Below are 23,234 nucleotides of genomic sequence, written 5' to 3'. Positions count from 1 at the left end.
TTTATAGCAAGATATTGGCAAATAACAAACCAAAACCTAAGCAAAATGCCATACTTAATAAACCTGGTAGCATGAAACTGTGGTTGAAAATGTATTTACCGATTCGAGTAGTACCTGTGGTATCAAAGTCGATTGAAGCGATGATTGGACCGTAGTTCGGGATAAAGAAATAACCGTTTACCGCAACAAACACACCAATCAAGATTGCCGGTGGAATACCAAGAGCAATACCCAATGGGAACAAGGTCGCTACGGTAGCTCCTTGGCTGTTTACGAGTACAGAAAGCACGAACAAGGCAAAAGCAAATGTCCAAGGCGCTGTTTCTACTAAACCTTTAACTAAATCTTTTACTTCCTCAATGTGAGCTTGCATTAAGGTATCTCCTAACCATGCGATACCGAAAATAGCGATTACCGCACGCATACCAGCGTGGAATACGGAACCTTTGGTAATTTCAGTGCCATCCGGTTTACAGGTTAAGATAATTAGCGCACCGATAGATAGCATGATGATTTCAATGGTATGTGCCATACCCATTGGTTTGCCATCAAATACCGGACGAAGAGAAGGCATTGCCCCCATTAATACAACAAGCAATGCACCAAACAAGAAAAGAGAAACAGAAATTTTTGCTGTTTTGCTGATCTCAAGTTCTTTTCCACTAATAGTTGAATTAAAGGCTTCGGCATATTTAGGATCGTTTAAACGACGTTGGTATTCCGGATCATCTTTTAATTCCTTACCCATTTTATTGACAAATAAACACGCGCAGAAAATACCAAGAACAGTGGAAGGAATCGTGACGATTAACACATCACCTAAATGAATACCTTGCGGTTCAAGGTACGCCACAACTGCAACTACAGCTGCAGCAATCGGGCTGGCAACAATAGCAAATTGAGAGGCAATAACTGCCATAGACATTGGTCGTTCAGGGCGAACACCATTTTGGCGGCTCACTTCGGCAATGACTGGTAATACAGAATATGCAACGTGGCCTGTACCGGCTAATAATGTAAAAGTCCAAGTGACTGCGGGTGCAATAAACGTAATGTGTTTTGGATTACGACGTAAAATATTGGTAGCAATTTTGATCATATAATCTAAACCGCCTGCCGCTTGCATTGCTGCTGCAGCGGAAACCACAGCCATAATCATAAACATTACGTCAATTGGCAAACCTGCCGGTTTTAAGCCAAAACCGAAAGACAAGATAGCAAGCCCCAAGCCGCCAAAAACACCCAAACCGATACCGCCAACACGTGCACCAACTAAAATACAGAGCAACACGATGGCGAATTGAAGTAAAAACATAGCAGACATACTGCCTCCTTAGAGAATGAAATAAAATCTGTATAACGTATAAGAAATTATACTCAGTTATATTTTGATAGAGATACCTTTCCAAGGCAATAGGGATTTAACAACCCAAAATTCAGGTTAATTATATAAGAATGTCATAATACTGAGTATGGCTGATTTTGAATGTTCTCATTAAATTATGATCCATGTCAGATTTTAAATAAAATTTGATGATTATTTCAACAAAATCAACATTCTCCGTAGAAACAATAACTTTTTGATAAATAGTCAAAGTAAAGTTATACTTGAGCCCTTATTTTTAAACCTAATTATTGAGAAATATATGGAAGAATTTATGCCGATGGCAATTGAATTTGCCAAAAATCATTCTTTAATTGTTGTTGCTTGGGTGGCTATTTTTCTAATGGTTATCTACCACTTCATCAAATCAGCCACAAGCAAAACCAAAGTGATTGAAAATACTGAAGCCATTGCGTTAATCAACAACCAAAATGCCGTTGTTATTGATTTACGCTCAATAGATGACTTTAATAAAGGCCATATCATTAGCAGTTTAAATCTGCTTCCTACCGAAATTAAAAATCACAATATCGGTAAAATTGAACAGCATAAAGAGACACCTATTATTTTAGTTTGTGATAACGGTGTGACTTCCGCTTCTTCTGCTGAAATTTTAGCAAAACAAGGATTTAATCACGTTTATTCCTTAAAAGAAGGCCTTGCCGGCTGGCGAGCAGCAAATTTACCTTTAGTTAAAAAATAAATAAGGACACAAAAATGACCGAAGAAAACAAAGATGTTGTAAAAAACGAGGAACAAGAAATCCAAGCGGTACTCCAAATTCAACGTATTTATGTGAAAGATGTTTCTTTTGAAGCACCTAATTTGCCACACATTTTCAATCAAGAGTGGAAACCAAAACTGGCTTTTGACTTATCCACTGAAACCGTCAAACTAGCCGATGATTTATACGAAGTTTGCCTAAATATTTCCGTTGAAACGACTTTAGAAGATTCCGGCGATGTGGCTTTTATTTGTGAAGTGAAACAAGCCGGTGTATTTACCATTAGCGGTTTAGAAGATATGCAAATGGCACATTGCTTAACCGCTCAATGCCCAAATATGTTATTCCCTTACGCCCGTGAATTGGTTTCTAACTTAGTCAACCGCGGTACTTTCCCTGCATTAAATCTTTCTCCGGTTAACTTCGATGCTTTATTTGTTGAATATTTACAACGTCAACAACAAGAGCAAGAATCTGCCGAGCAAGCAAAAGTAAATTAATCTCAAAAAACCCACTTTTGATAAAGTGGGTTCTATTTTTTCGTTACTCTCATTTTTATCCGTCAAGGAGTCAATGATGAATACGACCTTAACTCATTCTTCTATTACCGTTTTAGGCGCCGGTTCTTTTGGTACCGCCTTAGCTATCGCATTTTCCCGCAATGGACACTTAACCCATCTTTGGGGACATAATCCGATAAAAATGCAAAAACTTGATAGCGAGCGACAAAATACAGAATTTTTACCGGAGATTGTTTTTCCCGATTCGTTACAAATAGAAACGGATTTAGCCAAAGCCATTCAAGCTTCACGTGATTTATTATTAGCCGTTCCAAGTCATTGTTTTGGTGAAATTCTCGATAAAATTCGACCGCACTTACGTCCTGATAGCCGTATTGTTTGGGCTACAAAAGGCTTAGAAAGAGATACCGGTCGTTTGTTAGAAAACGTTATCAAAGAAAAATTAGGCAACCACTATCCTTTAGCAGTACTTTCCGGCCCAACTTTTGCCAAAGAGTTGGCTTCTGGTCTTCCGACAGCAATCACATTGGCTTCCAACGATGAAGAATTTGCATTGCAATTTCAAGCACGCATTCATTGCAGCAAACATTTTCGCGTTTACATTAATAACGATATGCTTGGTGTACAACTTGGCGGTGCCATTAAAAACGTTATTGCCATTGGCGCAGGAATGTCCGACGGCATGGGATTTGGCGCAAACGCTAGAACAGCGCTCATCACGCGTGGTATTGCCGAAATATCTCGTTTAGGTATCGCCCTAGGCGCAAATCCAAATACCTTTATGGGCATGTCCGGCTTAGGTGATCTCGTTTTAACCTGTACTGACAACCAGTCCCGTAACCGTCGTTTCGGCATGATGTTAGGGCAAGGTTTTTCCGCTCAAACAGCAATGAATAATATCGGTCAAGTAGTAGAAGGTTTTTACAACACCAAAGAAGCCTATTTACTTGCACAACGACACCACATTGAAATGCCTATCACTGAACAAATTTATCAAGTCCTGTTCTGTGGCAAAAATGCTAAAGAAGCCGCATTGAGTTTATTAGGTAGAGAACGTAAAGAGGAATAATCCATGTCATCAACGGTTTGGCAAAACATTCGTCAGGAAGCAAAAGAGTTAGTAGATAACGAACCTATGCTTGCCAGTTTTTTCCATTCAACGATTTTAAAACATCATAATTTAGGCAGTGCATTAAGTTACATTTTAGCCAATAAATTGTCCAATACGATTATGCCTGCCATTGCGTTACGCGAAATTATTGAAGAAACCTATCAGGAAAAACCAAGCATTATTGAATGTGCTGCTTTTGATATTCAAGCCGTTCGTCAACGTGATCCTGCAGTAGAACTTTGGTCAACTCCTTTGCTTTATTTAAAAGGATTTCATGCTATTCAAAGTTATCGTATTACCCATCATTTATGGCAACAAAACCGTAAAGCGTTAGCAATTTATCTGCAAAACCAAATTTCTGTTGCATTCGATGTGGACATTCACCCTGCTGCCAAAATCGGCCATGGTATTATGTTTGACCACGCCACAGGGATTGTTGTTGGCGAAACCTCCGTTATTGAAAATAACGTGTCTATTCTCCAAGGTGTCACCCTAGGCGGTACCGGGAAAGAATGCGGTGATCGTCATCCAAAAATTCGCGAAGGCGTGATGATTGGTGCGGGTACAAAAATTTTGGGCAATATTGAAGTGGGTAAATACGCCAAAATCGGCGCGAATTCTGTTGTATTACAACCTATTCCTGACTATGCCACCGCTGCTGGCGTACCGGCACGAATTATCGGAAAAGATAAAGATGCCAAACCGGCATTTGACATGAACCAAAATTTTATTGATTTAGGAATGGAACTAAATATTTAGGCTCAACACTATCTCAAGGTTGAGCCTAAAAAACATACTCAAAAATGACCGCACTTTAAAATTTATTAAGCACCTATTAAACGGGAAAGTGCGGTGTCTTTTCGGTCTAAATAATGGGTAGATTGAATACGACGGATTGTTCTGGATTTTCCTCGAATTAATAAGGTTTCCGTAGTTGCCAGATTGCCTTTACGATGAATACCTTTTAATAGATCACCATTAGTAATTCCGGTGGCCGCAAAAACTAAATTGTCGTCACGTACTAATTGTTCAAGCTGTAATACCGTATTTACTTGAACACCCATTCCTTCACAACGACGAATTTCTTCTGCTGCCAGTGCATTATTTTCTGGTGTTTCCCCTTTAACAACATTTCGAGGTAATAAACGGGATTGCATATCCCCCCCTAAAGCACGAATTGCTGCCGCCGCAATAACACCTTCCGGTGCACCACCAATCCCATACACCATATCAATTCCTGCTTCCGGTAAACAACATAATACCGATGCCGCAATATCACCATCTGGAATAGTAAATACACGCACGCCTAATTGATGCATTTTATCAATGATTTCTTGATGACGTGGTTTATCTAAAATCGTTACTGTTAAGTCAGATAATAATTTGCCTAATTTAGAGGCTACCCGACGCAAATTTTGTTCAAGTGGTAAATTTAAATCGATGATACCTTTTGCTTCCGGACCAACTACCATTTTTTCCATATACATATCAGGTGCTTTTAAAAAAGTATTTTTTCCCCCTGCCGCCAATACAGAAATAGCATTAGTTTGCCCCATTGCCGTCATACGCGTGCCATCAATTGGATCAACAACAATCGACACTAACTCACCCATGCCGGATCCCACTTTTTCACCAATATACAGCATTGGCGCCTGATCAATTTCCCCTTCTCCAATAACGACTTCTGCATCCATATGCACTAAATTCAACATATAACGCATCGCTTTTACGGCGGCATCATCAGCCGAATTTTTATCACCGCGACCTAACCAAGCAAAACCCGCTAATGCGGCAACCTCTGTTACTCTTGAAAACTCAATAGCTAATGATCTGTTCATGGAAATTCCTTAAAAGTGAGAAGTAAAAAATCGGCTTATTTTATCACTAAGCAAACGTTTGCATACCAAAAACATCCAGAAATTTTCTTAGGGGTAATTAATTCAAAGATTATTTGATTCTCCGCTTTAATAAAACCAATTAACTAGGTAGAATAAAGCCACTTTTATCCATTTTTTTAGAGGAAATTACTATGTCATTCGAAGTATTAGATCAATTAGAAAATAAAATTAAGCAAACAGTTGAAACCATTCAATTACTTCAATTAGAAGTTGAAGAATTAAAAGAAAAAAACAACAAATCACAACAAGAAAACGATGCATTACGTGGTGAAAACGAACAGTTAAGAAATGAACAGCAAAATATTCAAGAGCGTTTACGTTCCATCATAGGCATGACTGACGGTATCTAATCGATTAATAAAAAAACAAAGGCTTAGTTAATCTAAGCCTTCTTTTTTGGAGAATAAAATGCAACCTCACATTTGCTTAATCACCGGCAGCACTTTAGGCGGTGCCGAATATGTTGCCGAACACATAGAAAGCCGATTACAACAACAAGGTTTTAGTACTGAATTGCACCACGGCCCGGCATTAAATGACGTAATCAATGAAAAATTATGGCTAGTGGTGACTTCCACCCATGGCGCAGGCGAATTACCGGATAACCTAAAACCGTTATTTGAAGCTCTGGATGCAAGTGATAACGACCTTTCTCACTTAAGATTTGCGGTGATCGGTTTAGGAAATTCTGATTACGATACCTTTTGCTTTGCCGTGGACAAAGTAGAACAAAGTTTGTTGGCAAAAAGTGCGGTCAAAATAACCGATGCTTTACGCATTGATGTCTCAACAGAATCTGATCAAGAACAGTGCGCAGAAGACTGGTTACCTAATTTTACGCATAATATTTAATCAATAAAAAAGCAAACAGCATGTGGATAACTTCGTTGATTATTGTTAAAAATCTGTTTTTATGTGATGAATAAATTCTTATGCTAATCAACCTGTGGATAAATAAGGAAGTTATACACAAGAATTAACGGTATCGATCGGGAAGATCTTAACACATTTGGAAATGATCTATGTGTTTCATTTACAACGTAAAAAAGATCTTATTCAATGGTTTTGATGATCCTTATAATAGTAATAATAAAAGATCTCTATATAAAGATCTTATTTCTTATTAGCGAAGATCCTTCTCCCGATCCCTCTTTTTTCTTTCACTGAAACGCATCTTTTAACCACCTAAGATTTTCAGTAAAATAGCGACCAATTTTTTCAAGGATCAACAGATCCGTACCTCATTTAAAATAGAGATCATTCATAATCATGTTTTACACTGAAACCTATGATGTCATCGTGATCGGTGGCGGTCATGCAGGAACAGAAGCCGCATTGGCACCTGCACGTATGGGATTAAAAACCCTATTACTTACTCATAATGTCGATACTCTCGGACAAATGTCTTGTAACCCGGCGATTGGGGGAATTGGCAAAGGGCATTTAGTAAGAGAAGTGGATGCCATGGGCGGATTAATGGCACATGCCGCCGATAAAGCCGGTATTCAATTTCGTACATTAAACAGCAGTAAAGGCCCGGCCGTACGTGCAACGCGTGCGCAAGCGGATCGTGTGTTATATCGTCAAGCCGTCAGAATTGCCCTTGAAAATCAACCGAATTTAGATATTTTCCAACAAGAAGCCACGAATATTTTGATCGAAAAAGATCGTGTAACCGGTGTTACAACGAAAATGGGGCTGACGTTTCATGCAAAATCTGTGATCTTAACCGCCGGCACCTTCTTAGCCGGTAAGATCCATATTGGTTTAGAAAATTATGAAGGCGGAAGAGCGGGTGATCCAGCTTCTGTAACCCTCTCTCATCGTTTAAGAGATCTTGGTTTACGTGTGGATCGCTTAAAAACTGGAACACCACCGCGTATTGATGCGCGTACAATTAATTTTGAAGTCTTAGCTAAGCAGCATGGTGATGTGGTGTTACCGGTATTTTCTTTTATGGGATCCGTTTCTGATCACCCGCAACAAATTCCTTGCTATATCACCCACACCAATGAACAAACCCATGATGTGATCCGTAATAATTTGGATCGTAGCCCAATGTATACCGGTGTCATTGAAGGGATCGGGCCGCGTTATTGCCCATCGATCGAAGATAAAGTAATGCGTTTTGCGGATCGTAATTCGCATCAAATTTATTTAGAACCGGAAGGCTTAACCAGCAATGAAGTATATCCGAATGGGATTTCAACCAGTTTACCTTTTGACGTGCAAATGGGTATCGTCAATTCCATGAAAGGGTTGGAAAATGCCCGTATTGTGAAACCGGGTTATGCTATTGAATATGATTATTTTGATCCACGTGACTTAAAACCCACCTTAGAAACGAAATCTATTTCAGGTTTATTCTTTGCCGGTCAAATTAATGGTACGACCGGTTATGAAGAAGCAGCAGCACAAGGCTTATTGGCTGGGATTAATGCAGGTCTTTACGTACAAGAGAAAGAAGCCTGGTTTCCGCGCCGTGATCAGGCTTACACCGGTGTATTGGTGGATGACCTTTGTACATTAGGAACAAAAGAACCCTATCGCGTGTTTACCTCTCGTGCGGAATACCGTTTGTTATTGCGTGAAGATAATGCCGATATTCGTTTAACGCCAATTGCCCATGAATTAGGATTAATTGATGATGCACGCTGGGCTCGTTTTAACCAAAAAATGGAAAATATCGAGCAAGAACGTCAACGCTTACGCAGTATTTGGTTGCATCCACGTTCTGAATACCTAGAAGAAGCCAATAAAGTATTAAATAGCCCATTAGTGCGTGAAGCCAGCGGTGAAGATTTATTACGTCGCCCGGAAATGACTTACGATATTTTGACTTCCTTAACGCCATATCAACCGGCAATGGAAGATAAAGAAGCGGTAGAACAAGTAGAAATCGCCATTAAATATCAAGGCTATATCGAGCATCAACAAGAAGAAATCGAAAAACAAAAACGCCACGAAAATACAGCTATCCCGGCCCACTTTGATTACAGCAAAGTTTCCGGTTTATCTAACGAAGTGCGGGCAAAATTGGAACAACATCGCCCGGTCTCTATCGGACAAGCGAGCCGTATTTCCGGTATTACGCCGGCAGCAATTTCTATCATTCTGGTGAATTTGAAAAAGCAAGGCATGCTAAAACGTGGTGAATAATGACTAATTTAGAACTTCAATTAACGGATAAGCTAAAAACATTGTTAAAACAGACCGCACTTTCTGTGACAGAACAACAGCAACAACAGTTAGTGAAGCTGGTTTTGCTGCTGAATAAATGGAATAAGGCTTATAACCTAACGTCTGTGCGTGATCCACAGGAAATGGTGGTTAAACATATTTTAGACAGTCTTGTGGTAAGCCCTTATTTACAAGGTGATCGTTTTATTGATGTTGGCACCGGTCCTGGCTTGCCCGGCTTGCCTTTAGCTATCATTAATCCGCAAAAACACTTTGTTTTATTAGATAGCTTGGGTAAACGGATCAGCTTTATTCGCAATGCGGTACGTGAGTTAGAGCTTACCAATGTTGAAGCGGTGTTGAGTCGTGCGGAAGAATATCAATCCGATCATCAATTTGACGGGGTATTAAGTCGTGCTTTTGCCTCGTTAAAAGAAATGACAGACTGGTGCCATCATTTACCGAAAAAAGAGGGGCATTTTTATGCCTTAAAAGGCCTCTATCACGATGAGGAAGTTCAAGCCTTGGAGGGGAAATTTATGGTTAAAGAGGTGGTTAAGCTCCATGTTCCTGAGCTTGTAGGTGAACGACATTTAGTCATTCTGCATTAAATTTCTAAAAGTGTGATTTATTTAACAGTTTTCCCCTTTTTTAAGTTGAATCTCTCAGTGCTAAATGTATAATTAGCCAGTTTTTGCATACTAAAAAGTAATTTGATGTCTAGGATTTTAACGCAAGCAAAATATTGTTACCAAAAATCAATATGGATTGAAATGGGGATTTTACTCATTATCGGTGCGTTAATCTCACTTTGGCAGTGGAAAAGTGCGGTTGATTTCTGTCTTGGATTTTTCAGTGCTTTTCTGCCTTATTGTGCTTTTGTGTACCTTATTTTTTATCGTAAACAGCATTTATCAACAAAATTGACCGCACTTTATCGTGGGGAAACGGTAAAGTTTGCATTAACCATACTATGTATTATTGCTGCCTTTAAAGTATTTCATGTAAGTGAATTCATTTTGTTTTTTGCAGGTTTTTTTGTGGCATTAGTGTTGAACAATGTCGTTCCATTTTTGCTGAACAGGTCTTAATTTTAAGTTTTATATAAAGGGTCAACTATGTCCGGACAAACAACCTCTGAGTATATCGGCCACCATTTGTCTTTTTTAAAGACCGGTGAGGGTTTTTGGCATATTCATGTCGATACGCTGTTTTTCTCTATCGTATCAGCCATTATTTTCCTTTTCGTTTTTTCACGTGTTGCGAAAAAAGCGACACCGGGCGTACCAAGCAAAATGCAATGTTTGGTCGAAATTTTAGTGGAATGGGTCAATGGTATCGTAAAAGAAAACTTTCATGGCCCACGCAATGTTGTTGCACCGTTAGCATTAACTATTTTTTGTTGGGTATTCATTATGAATGCCATCGACTTAATCCCAGTCGATTTTCTTCCACAATTCGCAGGTTTGTTCGGTATTCACTATTTGAGAGCTGTGCCAACAGCAGATATTAGTGCAACGCTCGGCATGTCAATCTGTGTCTTTTTCTTAATTCTTTTCTATACAGTAAAATCTAAAGGTTTTGGTGGATTGGTTAAGGAATATACCTTACACCCATTTAATCACTGGGCGTTTATTCCAGTTAACTTTATTCTTGAAACTGTTACTTTACTGGCTAAACCAATTTCTCTCGCATTCCGTTTATTCGGTAATATGTATGCAGGGGAATTAATCTTTATTCTCATTGCTGTGATGTATTCTGCCAATATGGCAATTGCGGCATTGGGGATTCCATTACACCTTGTTTGGGCGATTTTCCATATTTTGGTCATTACGCTACAAGCATTCATCTTTATGATGTTGACGGTGGTTTACTTAAGTATCGCTTATAACAAAGCAGATCATTAATTTTATTTTTTATTAACCGGCTCTAGGGCTAAACTTAACTTCTATTGGAGAACATTATGGAAACTGTAATTACAGCTACAATTATCGGTGCATCAATCCTTCTTGCATTCGCAGCATTAGGTACAGCTATCGGCTTTGCGATTTTAGGCGGTAAATTCTTAGAATCTTCCGCTCGCCAACCTGAGCTTGCTTCTAGCTTGCAAACAAGAATGTTTATCGTTGCAGGTTTATTGGATGCGATTGCGATGATTGCTGTTGGTATTTCTTTACTTTTCATTTTCGCAAACCCATTCATCGGTTTATTACAATAATCACCTTATTTGCTTATCAACGTAAAACAAGCAGATTAAGGAGGACGTTGTGAATCTAAATGCAACATTGATTGGTCAACTAATTGCGTTTGCAATTTTCGTGTGGTTCTGCATGAAATTTGTTTGGCCACCAATTATTAGTGCAATTGAAAAACGTCAAAGCCAAATTGCGAATGCTTTAGCTTCTGCTGAAGCGGCGAAAAAAGAACAAGCAGATACTAAAATGCTTGTTGAAAAGGAAATTTCTGAAGCGAAAATTCAAGCGCAAGAAATTTTAGATTTAGCCAATAAACGTCGCAATGAAGTTTTAGACGAAGTGAAGGCAGAAGCCGAAGAACTTAAAGCGAAAATCATTGAACAAGGCTATGCTGAGGTTGAAGCTGAACGTAAACGTGTTCAAGAAGAATTACGTGTAAAAGTTGCGTCTTTGGCCATTGCAGGTGCTGAAAAAATTGTTGGACGTACTGTGGATGAAGCAGCCAACAATGACATTATTGATAAATTAGTTGCAGAACTATAAGAAGGTTGAGCTTATGTCAGAATTAACTACCATAGCTCGCCCTTATGCTAAAGCAGCGTTTGATTTTGCCGTTGAACAAAGTACATCTGACAAAAGTGCGGTCGAAAAATGGAATGAAATGTTAGGTTTTCTTGCTGAGTTAGTGAAAAATGAAGCAATGCAAAGTTACTTAACAAGTTCTTTTTCCGCACAAAAATTAGCAGATACGGTGATCTCAATTTGTGGTGAACAATTAGATCAATATGGGCAAAACTTAGTTCGGTTAATGGCTGAAAATAAGCGTTTAACTGTTCTTCCGCAAGTTTTTAAAGAATTCCAACATTATGTTGAGGAATATAAAGCTATTGCGGAAGTGAACGTCATATCGGCTCAACCATTAAGCGTCATGCAACAAGAAAGAATTGCAGCCGCAATGGAAAAAAGATTAGCCCAAAAAGTTAAGTTAAATTGCAACGTTGATAGCTCGCTCATTGCCGGTGTTATCATTCGTACAGAGGATTTTGTCATAGACGGCAGTAGTCGCGGACAGCTTGCCCGTTTAGCAAATGAGTTGCAATTATAAGAGGATTAGAAAATGCAACTAAATTCAACTGAAATTAGTGAATTGATTAAAAAACGCATTGCTCAATTTGATGTGGTGAGCGAAGCCCGCAATACAGGAACGATTGTTTCTGTTAGTGATGGGATTATTCGTATCCATGGTTTAAGCGATGTGATGCAAGGCGAAATGATCGCCTTACCGGGAAACCGTTATGCCATGGCACTTAACCTTGAACGCGATTCGGTTGGTGCGGTAGTTATGGGGCCTTATGCCGATCTTGCCGAAGGAATGGAAGTGCAATGTACCGGCCGTATTCTTGAAGTGCCGGTTGGTCGTGGTTTATTAGGTCGTGTCGTAAACACCCTTGGCCAACCAATTGATGGTAAAGGTGAAATTGAAAATGACGGTTTTTCTCCGGTTGAAGTTATCGCGCCGGGTGTAATTGAACGTAAGTCCGTTGATCAACCTGTACAAACCGGTTATAAAGCGGTTGACTCCATGGTACCAATCGGTCGTGGTCAACGTGAATTGATTATCGGTGACCGTCAAACCGGTAAAACAGCATTAGCGATTGATGCCATCATTAACCAACGTAATTCAGGCATTAAATGTATCTATGTGGCAATTGGTCAAAAAGCGTCAACAATTGCTAACGTAGTACGTAAATTAGAAGAACATGGTGCATTAGCTAATACTATTGTGGTTGCGGCGTCTGCGTCTGAATCTGCAGCATTACAATATTTAGCACCTTATGCCGGTTGTGCAATGGGTGAATATTTCCGTGATCGTGGTGAAGATGCATTAATCGTTTACGATGATCTTTCTAAACAAGCGGTAGCTTATCGTCAAATTTCCCTATTATTACGTCGTCCACCGGGTCGTGAAGCTTATCCTGGTGATGTATTCTACTTACACTCACGTTTACTTGAACGTGCTTCTCGTGTAAATGAAGAATACGTAGAAAAATTCACCAAAGGTGAAGTAAAAGGAAAAACAGGTTCTTTAACCGCACTTCCGATTATTGAAACTCAAGCGGGTGACGTTTCTGCATTCGTTCCAACCAACGTGATTTCTATTACCGACGGTCAGATTTTCTTAGAATCTAACTTGTTTAACTCCGGTATCCGTCCTGCAGTAAACCCAGGTATTTCGGTTTCTCGTGTGGGTGGTTCAGCACAAACTAAGGTCATTAAGAAACTTGCGGGTGGTATTCGTACCGCACTTGCGCAATACCGTGAATTAGCGGCATTTGCTCAGTTTGCTTCTGATCTTGATGATGCAACTCGTAAACAACTTTCTCACGGTGAAAAAGTAACCGAATTGTTGAAACAAAAACAATTTTCTCCACTTTCTGTTGCTGAGCAAGCCGTGGTGTTATTTGCGGTTGAATTTGGTTATTTAGACGATGTTGAGTTATCTAAAATTGCAAGTTTTGAGACCGCACTTTTAGATTATGCAAATCGTAATTATGCCGAGTTTATGCAAGAGCTTACTAAAACCGGTAACTATAATGATGAAATCAAAGATACATTAAAAGGTATTTTGGATAGTTTCAAAGCGAATAGTGCTTGGTAGTAACGGAGAAATAAGATGGCAGGTGCAAAAGAGATAAAAACCAAAATTGCCAGCGTACAAAGTACGCAAAAAATTACTAAGGCAATGGAAATGGTTGCAACCTCAAAAATGCGTAAAACGCAGGACCGTATGGCGGCATCTCGTCCGTATTCTGAAACTATCCGTAGTGTTATCAGCCATGTGTCTAAAGCAAGTATCGGTTATAAACACCCGTTCTTAGTTGAACGGGATGTAAAAAAAGTTGGTGTTTTAGTGATTTCTACCGATCGTGGAATGTGCGGTGGCTTAAACGTGAATTTGTTTAAAACCACACTTAACCAAATTAAAGACTGGAAATCTCAAAATGCAACGACTGAGCTTGGCTTGATTGGTTCTAAAGGAATTAGTTTTTTCCGTTCCCTTGGCTTTAATGTAAGAAGCCAACTTTCCGGTTTGGGCGATAACCCTTCTTTAGAAGAATTAATTGGTGTGGCAAATACCATGTTTGATGCCTATCGTAATGGAGAAATTGATGCGATTTATATTGCATATAATAAGTTCATTAATACGATGTCGCAAAAACCGGTTGTACAGCAATTAGTTCCTCTACCGGAAATAGAAGACGATCACTTAAGCGAAAGACAACAGGCATGGGATTATATTTACGAACCTGATCCAAAAGTGTTATTAGATAGCCTTTTAGTTCGTTATTTAGAATCTCAAGTTTATCAAGCGGTTGTAGATAATTTAGCTTCAGAACAAGCGGCTCGAATGGTAGCGATGAAAGCAGCAACAGATAATGCAGGTAATTTAATTAATGACCTACGGTTGGTGTATAACAAAGCTCGTCAAGCAAGTATCACAAATGAATTAAATGAAATCGTTGCCGGTGCGGCTGCGATTTAATAGAAGAGGAACGGTAATGGCGACAGGTAAAATTGTACAAATCATCGGTGCGGTGATTGACGTCGAATTTCCACAAGATGCAGTACCAAAAGTTTATGATGCATTAAATGTTGAAACAGGTTTAACCCTTGAAGTTCAACAACAATTAGGTGGCGGTGTGGTACGTTGTATCGCATTAGGTGCCTCCGATGGTTTAAAACGTGGTTTGAAAGTAGAAAACACAAATGCTCCAATTCAAGTACCGGTAGGAACGAAAACCCTTGGTCGAATTATGAACGTATTAGGTGAGCCAATTGACGAACAAGGTCCAATTGGTGAAGAAGAACGTTGGTCTATTCACCGTTCTGCACCAAGCTACGAAGAACAATCAAACAGTACCGAATTATTAGAAACCGGTATTAAAGTGATCGACTTAATTTGCCCGTTTGCAAAAGGGGGTAAAGTTGGTTTATTCGGTGGTGCGGGTGTAGGTAAAACCGTAAATATGATGGAATTAATCCGTAATATCGCGATTGAGCACTCAGGTTACTCCGTATTTGCTGGTGTAGGTGAGCGTACCCGTGAAGGTAACGACTTCTACCACGAAATGAAAGATTCCAACGTATTGGATAAAGTATCTTTGGTTTATGGTCAAATGAATGAGCCACCGGGTAACCGTTTACGTGTTGCGTTAACCGGTTTAACCATGGCGGAAAAATTCCGTGATGAAGGTCGTGATGTACTATTCTTCGTGGATAATATCTATCGTTATACTCTTGCTGGTACTGAGGTATCTGCACTTTTAGGTCGTATGCCATCAGCAGTAGGTTACCAACCAACCCTTGCTGAAGAAATGGGGGTATTACAAGAGCGTATTACTTCAACTAAAACAGGTTCTATCACGTCTGTACAAGCGGTTTATGTGCCTGCGGATGACTTGACTGACCCATCTCCGGCAACCACCTTTGCACACTTAGACTCAACCGTTGTATTGAGCCGTCAAATTGCGTCTTTAGGTATTTATCCTGCGGTTGACCCATTAGATTCTACATCTCGTCAATTAGACCCATTAGTTGTTGGTCAAGAGCATTATGATGTTGCTCGTGGCGTGCAAGGTATCTTACAACGTTATAAAGAATTGAAAGATATTATTGCGATTCTTGGTATGGATGAATTATCTGAAGAAGATAAATTGGTTGTAGCGCGTGCGCGTAAGATCGAGCGTTTCTTATCACAACCATTCTTCGTTGCTGAAGTATTTAACGGCACACCGGGTAAATACGTTCCATTAAAAGAAACCATTCGTGGTTTTAAAGGTATTTTAAACGGCGAATACGATCATGTTCCAGAACAAGCGTTCTACATGGTTGGTTCAATCGACGAAGCGCTAGAAAAAGCCAAAAATATGTAATCACTTCAAGCTGATGCATATCAAACTTGAAGGAGAAAAACATGGCAACATTTAATTTAACAGTCGTAAGTGCAGAACAAAAAATCTTTTCCGGTAATGTGAAAAGTGTTCAAGCAACAGGTATTGAGGGTGAACTCGGTGTTTTACCGGGGCACACCCCTTTATTAACCGCGATCAAGCCGGGTATTGTTAAATTTACTTTAGAAAATGATAACGAAGAAGTTATCTATGTTTCCGGTGGTTTTTTAGAAGTTCAACCAACGATTGTAACTGTTCTTGCTGATGTCGCAATTCGTGGTCAAGAGCTTGATAGCGAGCGTATTCTTGCTGCTAAGAAACGTGCGGAAGAAAACATTCATCAACATCACCATGATGCTGATTATGAATTGTTAATGCTTAAACTTTCTAAAGAATTGGCGAAACTTCGTGCTTATGAACTGACAGAGAAATTAGTGAAATCTAAACGTTAATTTCACTGCACTTTAAAACCTGTATTAAATCTGCATTCTAGAATCGAATTACTTCGTTATTTAGAATGCAGATTTTTTATTTTATCTTAATAACCTGTGTCTGTATCTTTTAATCCGTTTATAATAGCAATACCTGCACTAGCCCCAATACGAGTTGCGCCGGCATTTATCATGGCTAATGCTGTTTGTGTATCACGAATACCTCCGGAGGCTTTAACACCGATATTGCCTACAGTTTGTTTCATTAGTGCAACATCTTCTACAGTAGCTCCGCCTTTGTTGAAGCCGGTAGAGGTTTTAACAAAAGCCACTTGCAATGCTTTACAAATTTCACAAGCACGGACAATTTCTTCTTTGGTTAGCAAACAGGTTTCCAGAATTACTTTTAGTGGTACGCCATGACAGGCATTAAGAACACCTTGAATATCTTCTTTTACAGCTTGCCATTTGCCTGATTTAATCCAGCCAACGTTAATTACCATATCAATTTCATTTGCGCCGGCAGCAATGGCCTGTTCTGTTTCAAACGCTTTTACTGAAGTTAAATTGGCACCTAGCGGAAATCCTACCACAGTACAGATTTTTACGTTGGAATGCGCTAATTTTTGTTTTGCTAAAGGAATGTAGCCGGAATTAATGCATACAGAAAAGAATTGGTGGGCAATAGCCTCTTCACAAAGTTTCAAAATATCTGTTTCGCTCTTTTCCGCTGTTAGTGCGGTGTGATCAATATAATGTGCAATTTGTTTTTCTTCCATTTGTATTTCCTCCTTAGAAAATAATCAAATAATTATAACTAAAATAAATTTAATGAACGTGATCCATTTAACGTTTCTAAGGTTTTGCTACAAGGAGAATAATCTTCGTACTTTTTATTATCAGAATATAAAGAAAAAGAGCGAGAAAGTGCGGTGGGTTTTTATCGTGTTTTTCATTGTAATATTCCGTTAGAATGTGTCGAGAACAGTGTTTTTGCCTGCGTGGCTATTAAAATGTTATATGAGGTTGTAATGAAAAAATGGTGGCGATATGCCTTGTTTGTTTTATTTGTGTTAGTGGTTGGGATGTATTCTCTGCCATGGTGGTTGACGCCTAAACAGGTAGAACAAGTGGCTAACCGTTTTTTATTGCCGGAATACCGTTTACAGCTTTCAGATCAATGGCTCATGCAAAGTAGTGAACTACAACTTTCTGAATTAAAGTTGGCTACCTCAGAATGCACACTTGCTACGTTACAAAATGTTCGTTTGAATTGGTGGTTGCCTCGTCTTGAGGTGGAAAATGCGGTAGTGGATTATGCTTGTTTTGAGCATTTGCCAGTGAGTGAAGAGTCAAAAACACCGTCAAAATTGACCGCACTTTTTGACATTCTTCCTGATAGTGAATTGGTTATTGAACATTTACGCATTAAAGGGCTGGATGAAATACAACAGTCAATGTTACATCAATTGATTTCTTCTGATATGTCAGTAACCGCGCATTATGATGGTGAACAACTGAAGCTTCATGCTAATACTAGAACGAATGCAGGATTGCTATTACAACATCATTCTACTCTTATTCGTCAACATTCTGTCTTTCAATGGCGTGGACAAACAGATTTTCATCCCTCTACCACAGAGAACTATCATTTAAATTTCACATTGCAACTTCATGATGAATTATGGCAGCCACCTTCACAGGGAGACATTATTCTGGATTGGCAGAATTCGCAATGGACGGTAGAACAAGGACATTTTCAATTTGTTTGGAATGGGGTTGAGGGAAAAATAACTGCGCAAGACTTAACTCGAAATGCTCCTTTGCTTGATGTTCCTTTTACTTTTACGGAGAGCGGATTGGATATTTCTTGGGGGACTTTTTATTGGATGTTTGATGGGAATCTTCCATTAAAAGGCTTTTTAGGTTTGGCTGTTCGTAAGCCAAAAGAGGGTTGGTTACCATTAGGCTTAGATTTAAATGTTATATTACAAACCTTTGGTGAACAAGGGAAAGGAGAAGTTGTCATTTCAGGTAAAAATGGAGAGATTGGCGGTGGTGAAAATAAAAATTCTCTTTTCCTTGAGATGATGACTCGAGGTGATTTACGTTATAACAACACAGTGGCGCAAACGAACTTGAAATATCATATTGGTGGTAACTTTGATTTGCCTTTATTGCGTTTTTACCCAGGCTCTATTTTTAAAATGGATAATTTACAGCCTGACTCAAAAATCCATGTGCGCGTGCCTTTAGATGATGTTCTAATTGGGCGCTATGGTTTAGAAGGACGATTGCAAGCAACGTTGCAAGGATTTACACCACAATTTGAACAATTGGATTTGAAATTAGATGGGTTGGCCCATGAGTTTATTGCCGGTATTAAAACAATTTTTGAATTGCGTGATGAGCGACAAAAACTTCGTGTAGCTGAATTGCAGGCAGCAAATCGTTGGGATTGGACAATTGAAGGTGATGCGCTGTGGAAATCTTTAAAAACGCCGGTAAATATGAAAGGTATTGGTTTTTGGGAGGGGGATCATATTGAGCTTAACCAACTTTTTGCGCATTCTGGAAAAGTGAGTATTGATGGCGTCAAAATGGCACCTCTTTCTTTAGAGCTGAAAGATCGTTTACGTTGGAATTACGAAAAACAACACATTCGAGGATTGATGCAAGCAAAAACCGATTGGATTGAATTTGCCTATGGTGGACGGTTTGAAAAACCGGTTTTTGGTTTAGGGATTGATGGAAAAAGCATCGATCACTTTAATGCTGCAGGCGATTTAAAAGCGGGTTCACTTGGTCCGTTAGATTTGTTTGCAACATATGAAAATAATGCGCTTAGTGGAAAAATTAGTTGGAAGGAACAATCTGCGAAAGTTTTCCAATCCTTGTTTCCGCGACAATGGGAATGGATTATCCACCAAGGCAGCATTAAAGGCGAAAGTGATTTTGTGATTAATGGTGGTGGTATTGCCATGACCGGTATATTAAATTTACACCATGGTAAGATCACCATGCCGGATGGTGAAATTGAGGGGCTTAATATTTCTTTTCCTTTGAATTATCAAAACCTTAAATTACAGCTTAAATCAAACCAACCGATTAACTTTTCTGTTAAAAATATGAGAATAGGGGTGCTGACAACACATAATGGAACGTTTGATATATTCGGCACTTATCCTTATTCAGAGCATCATCCGTTAACTTTAAGTAAAGTAAAAATAGGTTTGTTTGATGGAGAATTAACAGTAGATAAGTTGAATTTTCCTCAGCGACAAATGGCAGTGCTTTCCTTTAAAAATATTGACTTAGCACAAGTGCTAGAAATGGCGCAGTATAATCAGTTGAGTTTAAACGGACGGGCAAATGCGACATTCCCTTTTTGGTTGGGACATAAAACCTGTTTGATTTGTAATGGTAAATTGGAGCAAGTGGGTAAATTACACCTTAAAGTGAATGAGAGTGTTGTGGATGGCTTAAAAAAGGGTGGTTTGACTGAAAGTATTTTGGTGGATTTACTTAAAGAATTGGAATTAAAAGGTTCTCAGGCTTCCATTGATTTAGCGCCGAATGGGCAAATGACATTACGTGCGACTATCAATGGGTTTAATCCTAATAAGCAAAGCCATCATCCAATAACTTTAAATTATACGCATAGAGAAAATATGTTTGAATTGTGGGACATGATAGACTACGGCTCGCAATTTGAACAAAAATTACAACATCGATTTTACCGGCAGTTAGAAAAATGAAAAAACACATGAAAAAATCACCGCACTTTTTTTGCTTATGGCTTTGTTTTGTGCTTGTGGCTTGTACTCCAACGATTCAGCTGGATACCCCTAAAGAAGGTATTACTATCAATATGAATGTAGTTGTAGATCACAATATCAGTATCAAAATGGATGAAAAAACACAAGTGGCAACAGGTAATAGCGTTAAGTCTTTGGTGAAATAGGGGAATTCAGTATAGGTTTGTACCGTTTTACTCAGCGTTTTTTTTGTGTGATTTAATAGTTCTATAAGTAGATTTTTTATACTAACTAATGGTTCTGCATTATTCTTAAACAATTGGATAAATTCTGACTTATTCATACCCTCTTTTTAACTTTATCCTTGTCATAGGAAGTGCGATAAATAGCAATAAGGGTTATTATCTTTCAGCTCGGTTAATTACGCAGCACCTAGCCGCATTAAATTATCAAACAGTAAAACGCTGTCAAAATCGACCGCACTTTACTTCATGTTTTATTAGTCTCTCAGCCACAATCTTCAAATGAAATTGTGGTAAGGTGCCTTATGAGGATTGTTCTAAAAAATCCGTGCATGCTTGCGATAGCTCGAATCGCTTTTCTTATTTCTCTTCTGTGTCGTAGGTAGTTTTTACCCTATCTGAATTGAGGGGCGATAGTGCCATTTCAATTAAATCACTATTAAAACCCTGATTGTTTAAATAGGTGTTGGTGATACTGCGTAAACTGTGTGCCACCAATTTACCGGCATAACCCATTCACTTAATCGCGGCATTTGCCGTTTGCGTATTAATGTGGAATTAAAAGAAATAAGTAGGGTATAAGTTATGATCTCGTTATGCTTCAGAATCGTCTGTTTGAGCTTTCTAAGTGCTCTTTATATTGATATTGTTTAAATGCTTTTAATGCCATTGGCGCGGTAACTTGAGAAATAGGTAAATGTCAGAAATGCAGCAATAATCAACGATTAATCAGGATTATAACGTTTTTTTAATAATTATCTGAAACGTTCTTCTTAGTTTTGCGATACTCAAGCTACGCCCATACCACCGCTTCATTGATATTATTCAGCTCATTTTGTTTCTATTGTTCTTGGTGTTGGCGATTGATTGCCGGATCGATATTCTGCGCCGGTAAAGATAAATGCTCCTCTCTGATTGCTCTTGCCTGCTATAAGGAAATATCAGGGTATTTGCCAACGCCAATTAACGTCCTTTTCTTTGGTTGCGTGAAAGGTTTGTAATAGTTAAACCGCCATAACTTAGCCCCATTGGGTTTAATCAACAGATAAAGCCCTTTGCCATAGGATAGGGTAAATTCCTTTTCCTGCGGCTTGGCTTTGTCTATTTTTGTACTATTTAACGGTGTGATTATGCGTGCCATATTGCTTCTTTCTAAGAGTTGAAAACTATCCTGAATAATTCCGACAGCGATTCAGACTTTTAAATATTTGGATATAGCTAAAACATGAGTAAAACCTTTTGCTAACAGGTTTTGTATGATTTTAGTTATACCGGTTTTGTTATACGGCTGTCAGTATAACTAAAACTCAAGGATTTTATAGGATTGGATAGGAACGCTCAGGATATAAAAAAGCCCTTGAAGTCATTATTTTCAAGGGCTTTTAGGATTTGATAAGTTTGCTTTGGATTGTTATTTGGTGGAGCTGGGGGGAGTTGAACCCCCGTCCGAAATTCCTCTACCGTTAGTACTACACGTTTAGTCAGTCTTTAAAATTCGCTTAACCCTGCGGACAGACACGCGATAATTAAGCTAGTTTGATTCCATTTAATGCTTCGATCCTCAAACGGCGGCATCCACACGATCTCGTTTGGGTTTGACTCCGCTTTATCCCCGTCTTACGAGCGGAAGCTGGGGAGCGAAGGCTATGAGCAGTTTATTAAGCTGCTAAAGCGTATTGTTCGTCGTTTGCGACTATTTTTTTGCGGTTTATTTACGAGGCCTACCGCACCTCGACGTGCACCTCAGGCTTTGCTAATCCCGTCGAATCCAAAATCAGCCCCAGAAGTGGGTATAAGAATAGCAAAATATAGCAATAAAGGAAAGCGGGCAAAATAAAGGCGTATTCGGGATCTGAATAGTGAGCGAACTTTTTGCCCAAATTATGTGTTTTTAGCTGATATTTTAGTTAAAAAATTTATTTTTTTCGATCCACTTCACATTTTTGAATATTATTAATGATATGTTTTTCTTAAAAAACAAAAAGTATGATATAACCAATTCACATAATAATGTGAGGAAAAACTATGTGTAATATAAGACAAGAACTACGTAACGAATTTACTGAGCTGATTGGTGAGGTAAGCGTTAAGAATTTATTTACCGGTTATGGAATATTCCAGGAAGATACCATGTTTGCTTTATTCCAAAATGATGCAATTTTTGTTCGAGCTGAGGGAGAGTTGGTATCTTATTTTGAGAGGTTAGGGGCTGTTGCCTATTCACTCAATCCTAATAATATGAGTAAATTAGCTCTTTATCATTATTATCAATTACCCCCTTCAGTTCGTAAAAACAAAACTCTTTTCAAACAAGTTATTAATCTTTCTATTCAACAAATCAAAAGAAAAAAACTTTCTGATGCCTTAGCCAAAAAAGAACGTGTCAAAGAATTAGCTAATTTCACTATTAAACATGAAAGGCTGTTAGCTAAAATTAATATTCATACCGTCAGTGATTTTAGATCGTTGGGTGCTATTCATAGTTATGTCAGATTAAAGAAATTAGGTATTCAGGCAAGTATTGATTTACTCTGGACATTTAGCGCTGCTTTAATGAATAAACACGTCAACTTGTTGACAGAAAAAGAAAAATCATCAGCCCTTACTAAATTAAACCTTATGCTTGAAGCTAATGGGATGAGGAAAATCAAAGGGTACTAGAGAATGCTAAGGAAAAGGGAGTAATACATAAAACACCATTTTTGATCTAATGCTTGCAAATTAGTTGAATAATTTAAGATATAATTTTTATTATGCTTAAATTATTATCAACTAGAAAATTTTTTTCAAAAAAACGTAAAAAAGGGGTTGCAAGGTTGGGATAAATGCCTATAATAC

At 38.6% G+C, this 23,234-nt stretch carries 23 protein-coding genes, 1 other RNA gene and 1 pseudogene; 20 read left to right on the top strand and 5 right to left on the bottom strand.

What is annotated here, in order from left to right:
* Position 1 precedes the first annotated feature (1 nt).
* Positions 2–1,324 (bottom strand): anaerobic C4-dicarboxylate transporter, encoded by a 1,323-nt coding sequence (locus ACO5E4_RS07550; protein WP_109433107.1) that lies wholly within the window; start codon positions 1,322–1,324, stop codon positions 2–4.
* A 322-nt stretch (positions 1,325–1,646) separates the two neighbouring features.
* On the opposite strand from ACO5E4_RS07550, the gene ACO5E4_RS07545 reads away from it, so the two are divergent.
* The 4 genes from ACO5E4_RS07545 (at position 1,647) to cysE (ending at position 4,499) form a co-directional block, all read left to right on the top strand.
* The gene (locus ACO5E4_RS07545; protein ID WP_454905949.1) at positions 1,647–2,087 is read left to right on the top strand and encodes a rhodanese-like domain-containing protein; all 441 of its coding nucleotides are present in this window, start codon (positions 1,647–1,649) and stop codon (positions 2,085–2,087) included.
* 14 nt (positions 2,088–2,101) lie between these two features.
* Positions 2,102–2,608, top strand: coding sequence for a protein-export chaperone SecB (secB, locus tag ACO5E4_RS07540; protein ID WP_314954273.1), 507 nt, complete (start codon positions 2,102–2,104; stop codon positions 2,606–2,608).
* Positions 2,609–2,684: 76 nt separating this feature from the next.
* A complete protein-coding gene (gpsA, locus tag ACO5E4_RS07535) occupies positions 2,685–3,698 on the top strand; it encodes an NAD(P)H-dependent glycerol-3-phosphate dehydrogenase (protein WP_485862738.1) in 1,014 nt (337 codons plus the stop codon).
* A gap of 3 nt (positions 3,699–3,701) precedes the next feature.
* On the top strand, positions 3,702–4,499 hold the full coding sequence (gene cysE / locus ACO5E4_RS07530) for a serine O-acetyltransferase (RefSeq protein ID WP_314954276.1): 798 nt from the start codon (positions 3,702–3,704) through the stop codon (positions 4,497–4,499).
* A 65-nt stretch (positions 4,500–4,564) separates the two neighbouring features.
* Here the strand turns inward: cysE and glpX are convergent, their stop codons facing one another.
* Positions 4,565–5,578: a class II fructose-bisphosphatase gene (glpX, locus tag ACO5E4_RS07525; protein ID WP_485862613.1), complete on the bottom strand. Its 1,014-nt coding sequence runs from the start codon at positions 5,576–5,578 to the stop codon at positions 4,565–4,567.
* Positions 5,579–5,769: 191 nt separating this feature from the next.
* Between glpX and zapB the strand changes: the two genes are divergently transcribed.
* The 13 genes from zapB to ACO5E4_RS07460 all read left to right on the top strand — a co-directional run bounded on the left by zapB (position 5,770) and on the right by ACO5E4_RS07460 (position 16,417).
* Positions 5,770–5,988, top strand: coding sequence for a cell division protein ZapB (gene zapB, locus ACO5E4_RS07520; protein WP_006719913.1), 219 nt, complete (start codon positions 5,770–5,772; stop codon positions 5,986–5,988).
* A 58-nt stretch (positions 5,989–6,046) separates the two neighbouring features.
* Complete coding sequence (mioC, locus tag ACO5E4_RS07515; RefSeq protein WP_485862612.1) at positions 6,047–6,490, top strand: FMN-binding protein MioC; 444 nt, start codon at positions 6,047–6,049, stop codon at positions 6,488–6,490.
* Between the two features lie 417 nt (positions 6,491–6,907).
* Complete coding sequence (mnmG, locus tag ACO5E4_RS07510; RefSeq protein WP_485862611.1) at positions 6,908–8,797, top strand: tRNA uridine-5-carboxymethylaminomethyl(34) synthesis enzyme MnmG; 1,890 nt, start codon at positions 6,908–6,910, stop codon at positions 8,795–8,797.
* Positions 8,797–9,429, top strand: a complete 633-nt coding sequence (gene rsmG, locus ACO5E4_RS07505) for a 16S rRNA (guanine(527)-N(7))-methyltransferase RsmG (RefSeq protein ID WP_485862610.1) — start codon at positions 8,797–8,799, stop codon at positions 9,427–9,429. The genes mnmG and rsmG overlap by 1 nt, the downstream gene beginning before the upstream one ends.
* A gap of 105 nt (positions 9,430–9,534) precedes the next feature.
* On the top strand, positions 9,535–9,909 hold the full coding sequence (locus ACO5E4_RS07500; protein WP_485862609.1) for an ATP synthase subunit I: 375 nt from the start codon (positions 9,535–9,537) through the stop codon (positions 9,907–9,909).
* A 27-nt stretch (positions 9,910–9,936) separates the two neighbouring features.
* Positions 9,937–10,725 (top strand): F0F1 ATP synthase subunit A, encoded by a 789-nt coding sequence (gene atpB, locus ACO5E4_RS07495; protein ID WP_021616113.1) that lies wholly within the window; start codon positions 9,937–9,939, stop codon positions 10,723–10,725.
* A gap of 56 nt (positions 10,726–10,781) precedes the next feature.
* A complete protein-coding gene (gene atpE / locus ACO5E4_RS07490) occupies positions 10,782–11,036 on the top strand; it encodes a F0F1 ATP synthase subunit C (RefSeq protein ID WP_021616112.1) in 255 nt (84 codons plus the stop codon).
* A gap of 49 nt (positions 11,037–11,085) precedes the next feature.
* A complete protein-coding gene (atpF, locus tag ACO5E4_RS07485) occupies positions 11,086–11,556 on the top strand; it encodes a F0F1 ATP synthase subunit B (RefSeq protein ID WP_021616111.1) in 471 nt (156 codons plus the stop codon).
* Positions 11,557–11,569: 13 nt separating this feature from the next.
* Entirely contained in the window at positions 11,570–12,118 is a 549-nt protein-coding gene (atpH, locus tag ACO5E4_RS07480; protein ID WP_485862608.1) for a F0F1 ATP synthase subunit delta, read from the top strand.
* A 12-nt stretch (positions 12,119–12,130) separates the two neighbouring features.
* Positions 12,131–13,672 carry a F0F1 ATP synthase subunit alpha gene (gene atpA / locus ACO5E4_RS07475; protein ID WP_021616109.1) on the top strand — a complete coding sequence of 514 codons (1,542 nt, stop codon included), beginning with the start codon at positions 12,131–12,133 and terminating at the stop codon, positions 13,670–13,672.
* 15 nt (positions 13,673–13,687) lie between these two features.
* Positions 13,688–14,557 carry a F0F1 ATP synthase subunit gamma gene (gene atpG / locus ACO5E4_RS07470; protein WP_314954298.1) on the top strand — a complete coding sequence of 290 codons (870 nt, stop codon included), beginning with the start codon at positions 13,688–13,690 and terminating at the stop codon, positions 14,555–14,557.
* 16 nt (positions 14,558–14,573) lie between these two features.
* Entirely contained in the window at positions 14,574–15,947 is a 1,374-nt protein-coding gene (gene atpD / locus ACO5E4_RS07465; protein ID WP_209363774.1) for a F0F1 ATP synthase subunit beta, read from the top strand.
* Between the two features lie 41 nt (positions 15,948–15,988).
* Positions 15,989–16,417: a F0F1 ATP synthase subunit epsilon gene (locus ACO5E4_RS07460; RefSeq protein WP_290522098.1), complete on the top strand. Its 429-nt coding sequence runs from the start codon at positions 15,989–15,991 to the stop codon at positions 16,415–16,417.
* Positions 16,418–16,503: 86 nt separating this feature from the next.
* On the opposite strand, the gene deoC is transcribed toward ACO5E4_RS07460, so the two are convergent.
* Entirely contained in the window at positions 16,504–17,175 is a 672-nt protein-coding gene (gene deoC / locus ACO5E4_RS07455; protein ID WP_485862607.1) for a deoxyribose-phosphate aldolase, read from the bottom strand.
* A 252-nt stretch (positions 17,176–17,427) separates the two neighbouring features.
* On the opposite strand from deoC, the gene ACO5E4_RS07450 reads away from it, so the two are divergent.
* Both ACO5E4_RS07450 and ACO5E4_RS07445 read left to right on the top strand, forming a co-directional pair.
* Positions 17,428–20,154 carry a YdbH family protein gene (locus ACO5E4_RS07450; RefSeq protein ID WP_485862606.1) on the top strand — a complete coding sequence of 909 codons (2,727 nt, stop codon included), beginning with the start codon at positions 17,428–17,430 and terminating at the stop codon, positions 20,152–20,154.
* Entirely contained in the window at positions 20,151–20,360 is a 210-nt protein-coding gene (locus ACO5E4_RS07445) for a YnbE family lipoprotein (protein ID WP_485862605.1), read from the top strand. Before ACO5E4_RS07450 ends, ACO5E4_RS07445 begins: the two co-directional genes overlap by 4 nt.
* A 339-nt stretch (positions 20,361–20,699) precedes the next feature.
* Here ACO5E4_RS07445 and ACO5E4_RS07440 read toward each other — a convergent pair.
* Positions 20,700–21,537, bottom strand: a pseudogene (locus ACO5E4_RS07440) (integrase arm-type DNA-binding domain-containing protein).
* 275 nt (positions 21,538–21,812) lie between these two features.
* Positions 21,813–22,178: a transfer-messenger RNA gene (ssrA, locus tag ACO5E4_RS07435) on the bottom strand.
* A gap of 243 nt (positions 22,179–22,421) precedes the next feature.
* Here ssrA and ACO5E4_RS07430 point away from each other — a divergent pair.
* Complete coding sequence (locus tag ACO5E4_RS07430; protein WP_485862604.1) at positions 22,422–23,057, top strand: TfoX/Sxy family DNA transformation protein; 636 nt, start codon at positions 22,422–22,424, stop codon at positions 23,055–23,057.
* The last annotated feature ends 177 nt before the right edge of the window (positions 23,058–23,234 follow it).

This window comes from Aggregatibacter sp. (genome assembly GCF_057314075.1).
Note: the sequence above shows the minus strand (reverse complement) of the source record. Positions and strands in the feature narration are given on the sequence as shown.

Coding starts and splice junctions, on each gene's coding strand:
- cysE (WP_314954276.1), top strand. CDS start 3,702: ATGTCATCAACGGTTTGGCAAAACATTCGTCAGGAAGCAAAAGAGTTA.
- glpX (WP_485862613.1), bottom strand. CDS start 5,578: ATGAACAGATCATTAGCTATTGAGTTTTCAAGAGTAACAGAGGTTGCC.
- atpH (WP_485862608.1), top strand. CDS start 11,570: ATGTCAGAATTAACTACCATAGCTCGCCCTTATGCTAAAGCAGCGTTT.
- ACO5E4_RS07430 (WP_485862604.1), top strand. CDS start 22,422: ATGTGTAATATAAGACAAGAACTACGTAACGAATTTACTGAGCTGATT.
- zapB (WP_006719913.1), top strand. CDS start 5,770: ATGTCATTCGAAGTATTAGATCAATTAGAAAATAAAATTAAGCAAACA.
- ACO5E4_RS07545 (WP_454905949.1), top strand. CDS start 1,647: ATGGAAGAATTTATGCCGATGGCAATTGAATTTGCCAAAAATCATTCT.
- gpsA (WP_485862738.1), top strand. CDS start 2,685: ATGAATACGACCTTAACTCATTCTTCTATTACCGTTTTAGGCGCCGGT.
- atpG (WP_314954298.1), top strand. CDS start 13,688: ATGGCAGGTGCAAAAGAGATAAAAACCAAAATTGCCAGCGTACAAAGT.
- ACO5E4_RS07450 (WP_485862606.1), top strand. CDS start 17,428: ATGAAAAAATGGTGGCGATATGCCTTGTTTGTTTTATTTGTGTTAGTG.
- secB (WP_314954273.1), top strand. CDS start 2,102: ATGACCGAAGAAAACAAAGATGTTGTAAAAAACGAGGAACAAGAAATC.
- deoC (WP_485862607.1), bottom strand. CDS start 17,175: ATGGAAGAAAAACAAATTGCACATTATATTGATCACACCGCACTAACA.
- atpA (WP_021616109.1), top strand. CDS start 12,131: ATGCAACTAAATTCAACTGAAATTAGTGAATTGATTAAAAAACGCATT.
- mnmG (WP_485862611.1), top strand. CDS start 6,908: ATGTTTTACACTGAAACCTATGATGTCATCGTGATCGGTGGCGGTCAT.
- ACO5E4_RS07500 (WP_485862609.1), top strand. CDS start 9,535: ATGTCTAGGATTTTAACGCAAGCAAAATATTGTTACCAAAAATCAATA.
- mioC (WP_485862612.1), top strand. CDS start 6,047: ATGCAACCTCACATTTGCTTAATCACCGGCAGCACTTTAGGCGGTGCC.
- atpB (WP_021616113.1), top strand. CDS start 9,937: ATGTCCGGACAAACAACCTCTGAGTATATCGGCCACCATTTGTCTTTT.
- ACO5E4_RS07460 (WP_290522098.1), top strand. CDS start 15,989: ATGGCAACATTTAATTTAACAGTCGTAAGTGCAGAACAAAAAATCTTT.
- ACO5E4_RS07550 (WP_109433107.1), bottom strand. CDS start 1,324: ATGTCTGCTATGTTTTTACTTCAATTCGCCATCGTGTTGCTCTGTATT.
- atpD (WP_209363774.1), top strand. CDS start 14,574: ATGGCGACAGGTAAAATTGTACAAATCATCGGTGCGGTGATTGACGTC.
- ACO5E4_RS07445 (WP_485862605.1), top strand. CDS start 20,151: ATGAAAAAACACATGAAAAAATCACCGCACTTTTTTTGCTTATGGCTT.
- atpE (WP_021616112.1), top strand. CDS start 10,782: ATGGAAACTGTAATTACAGCTACAATTATCGGTGCATCAATCCTTCTT.
- rsmG (WP_485862610.1), top strand. CDS start 8,797: ATGACTAATTTAGAACTTCAATTAACGGATAAGCTAAAAACATTGTTA.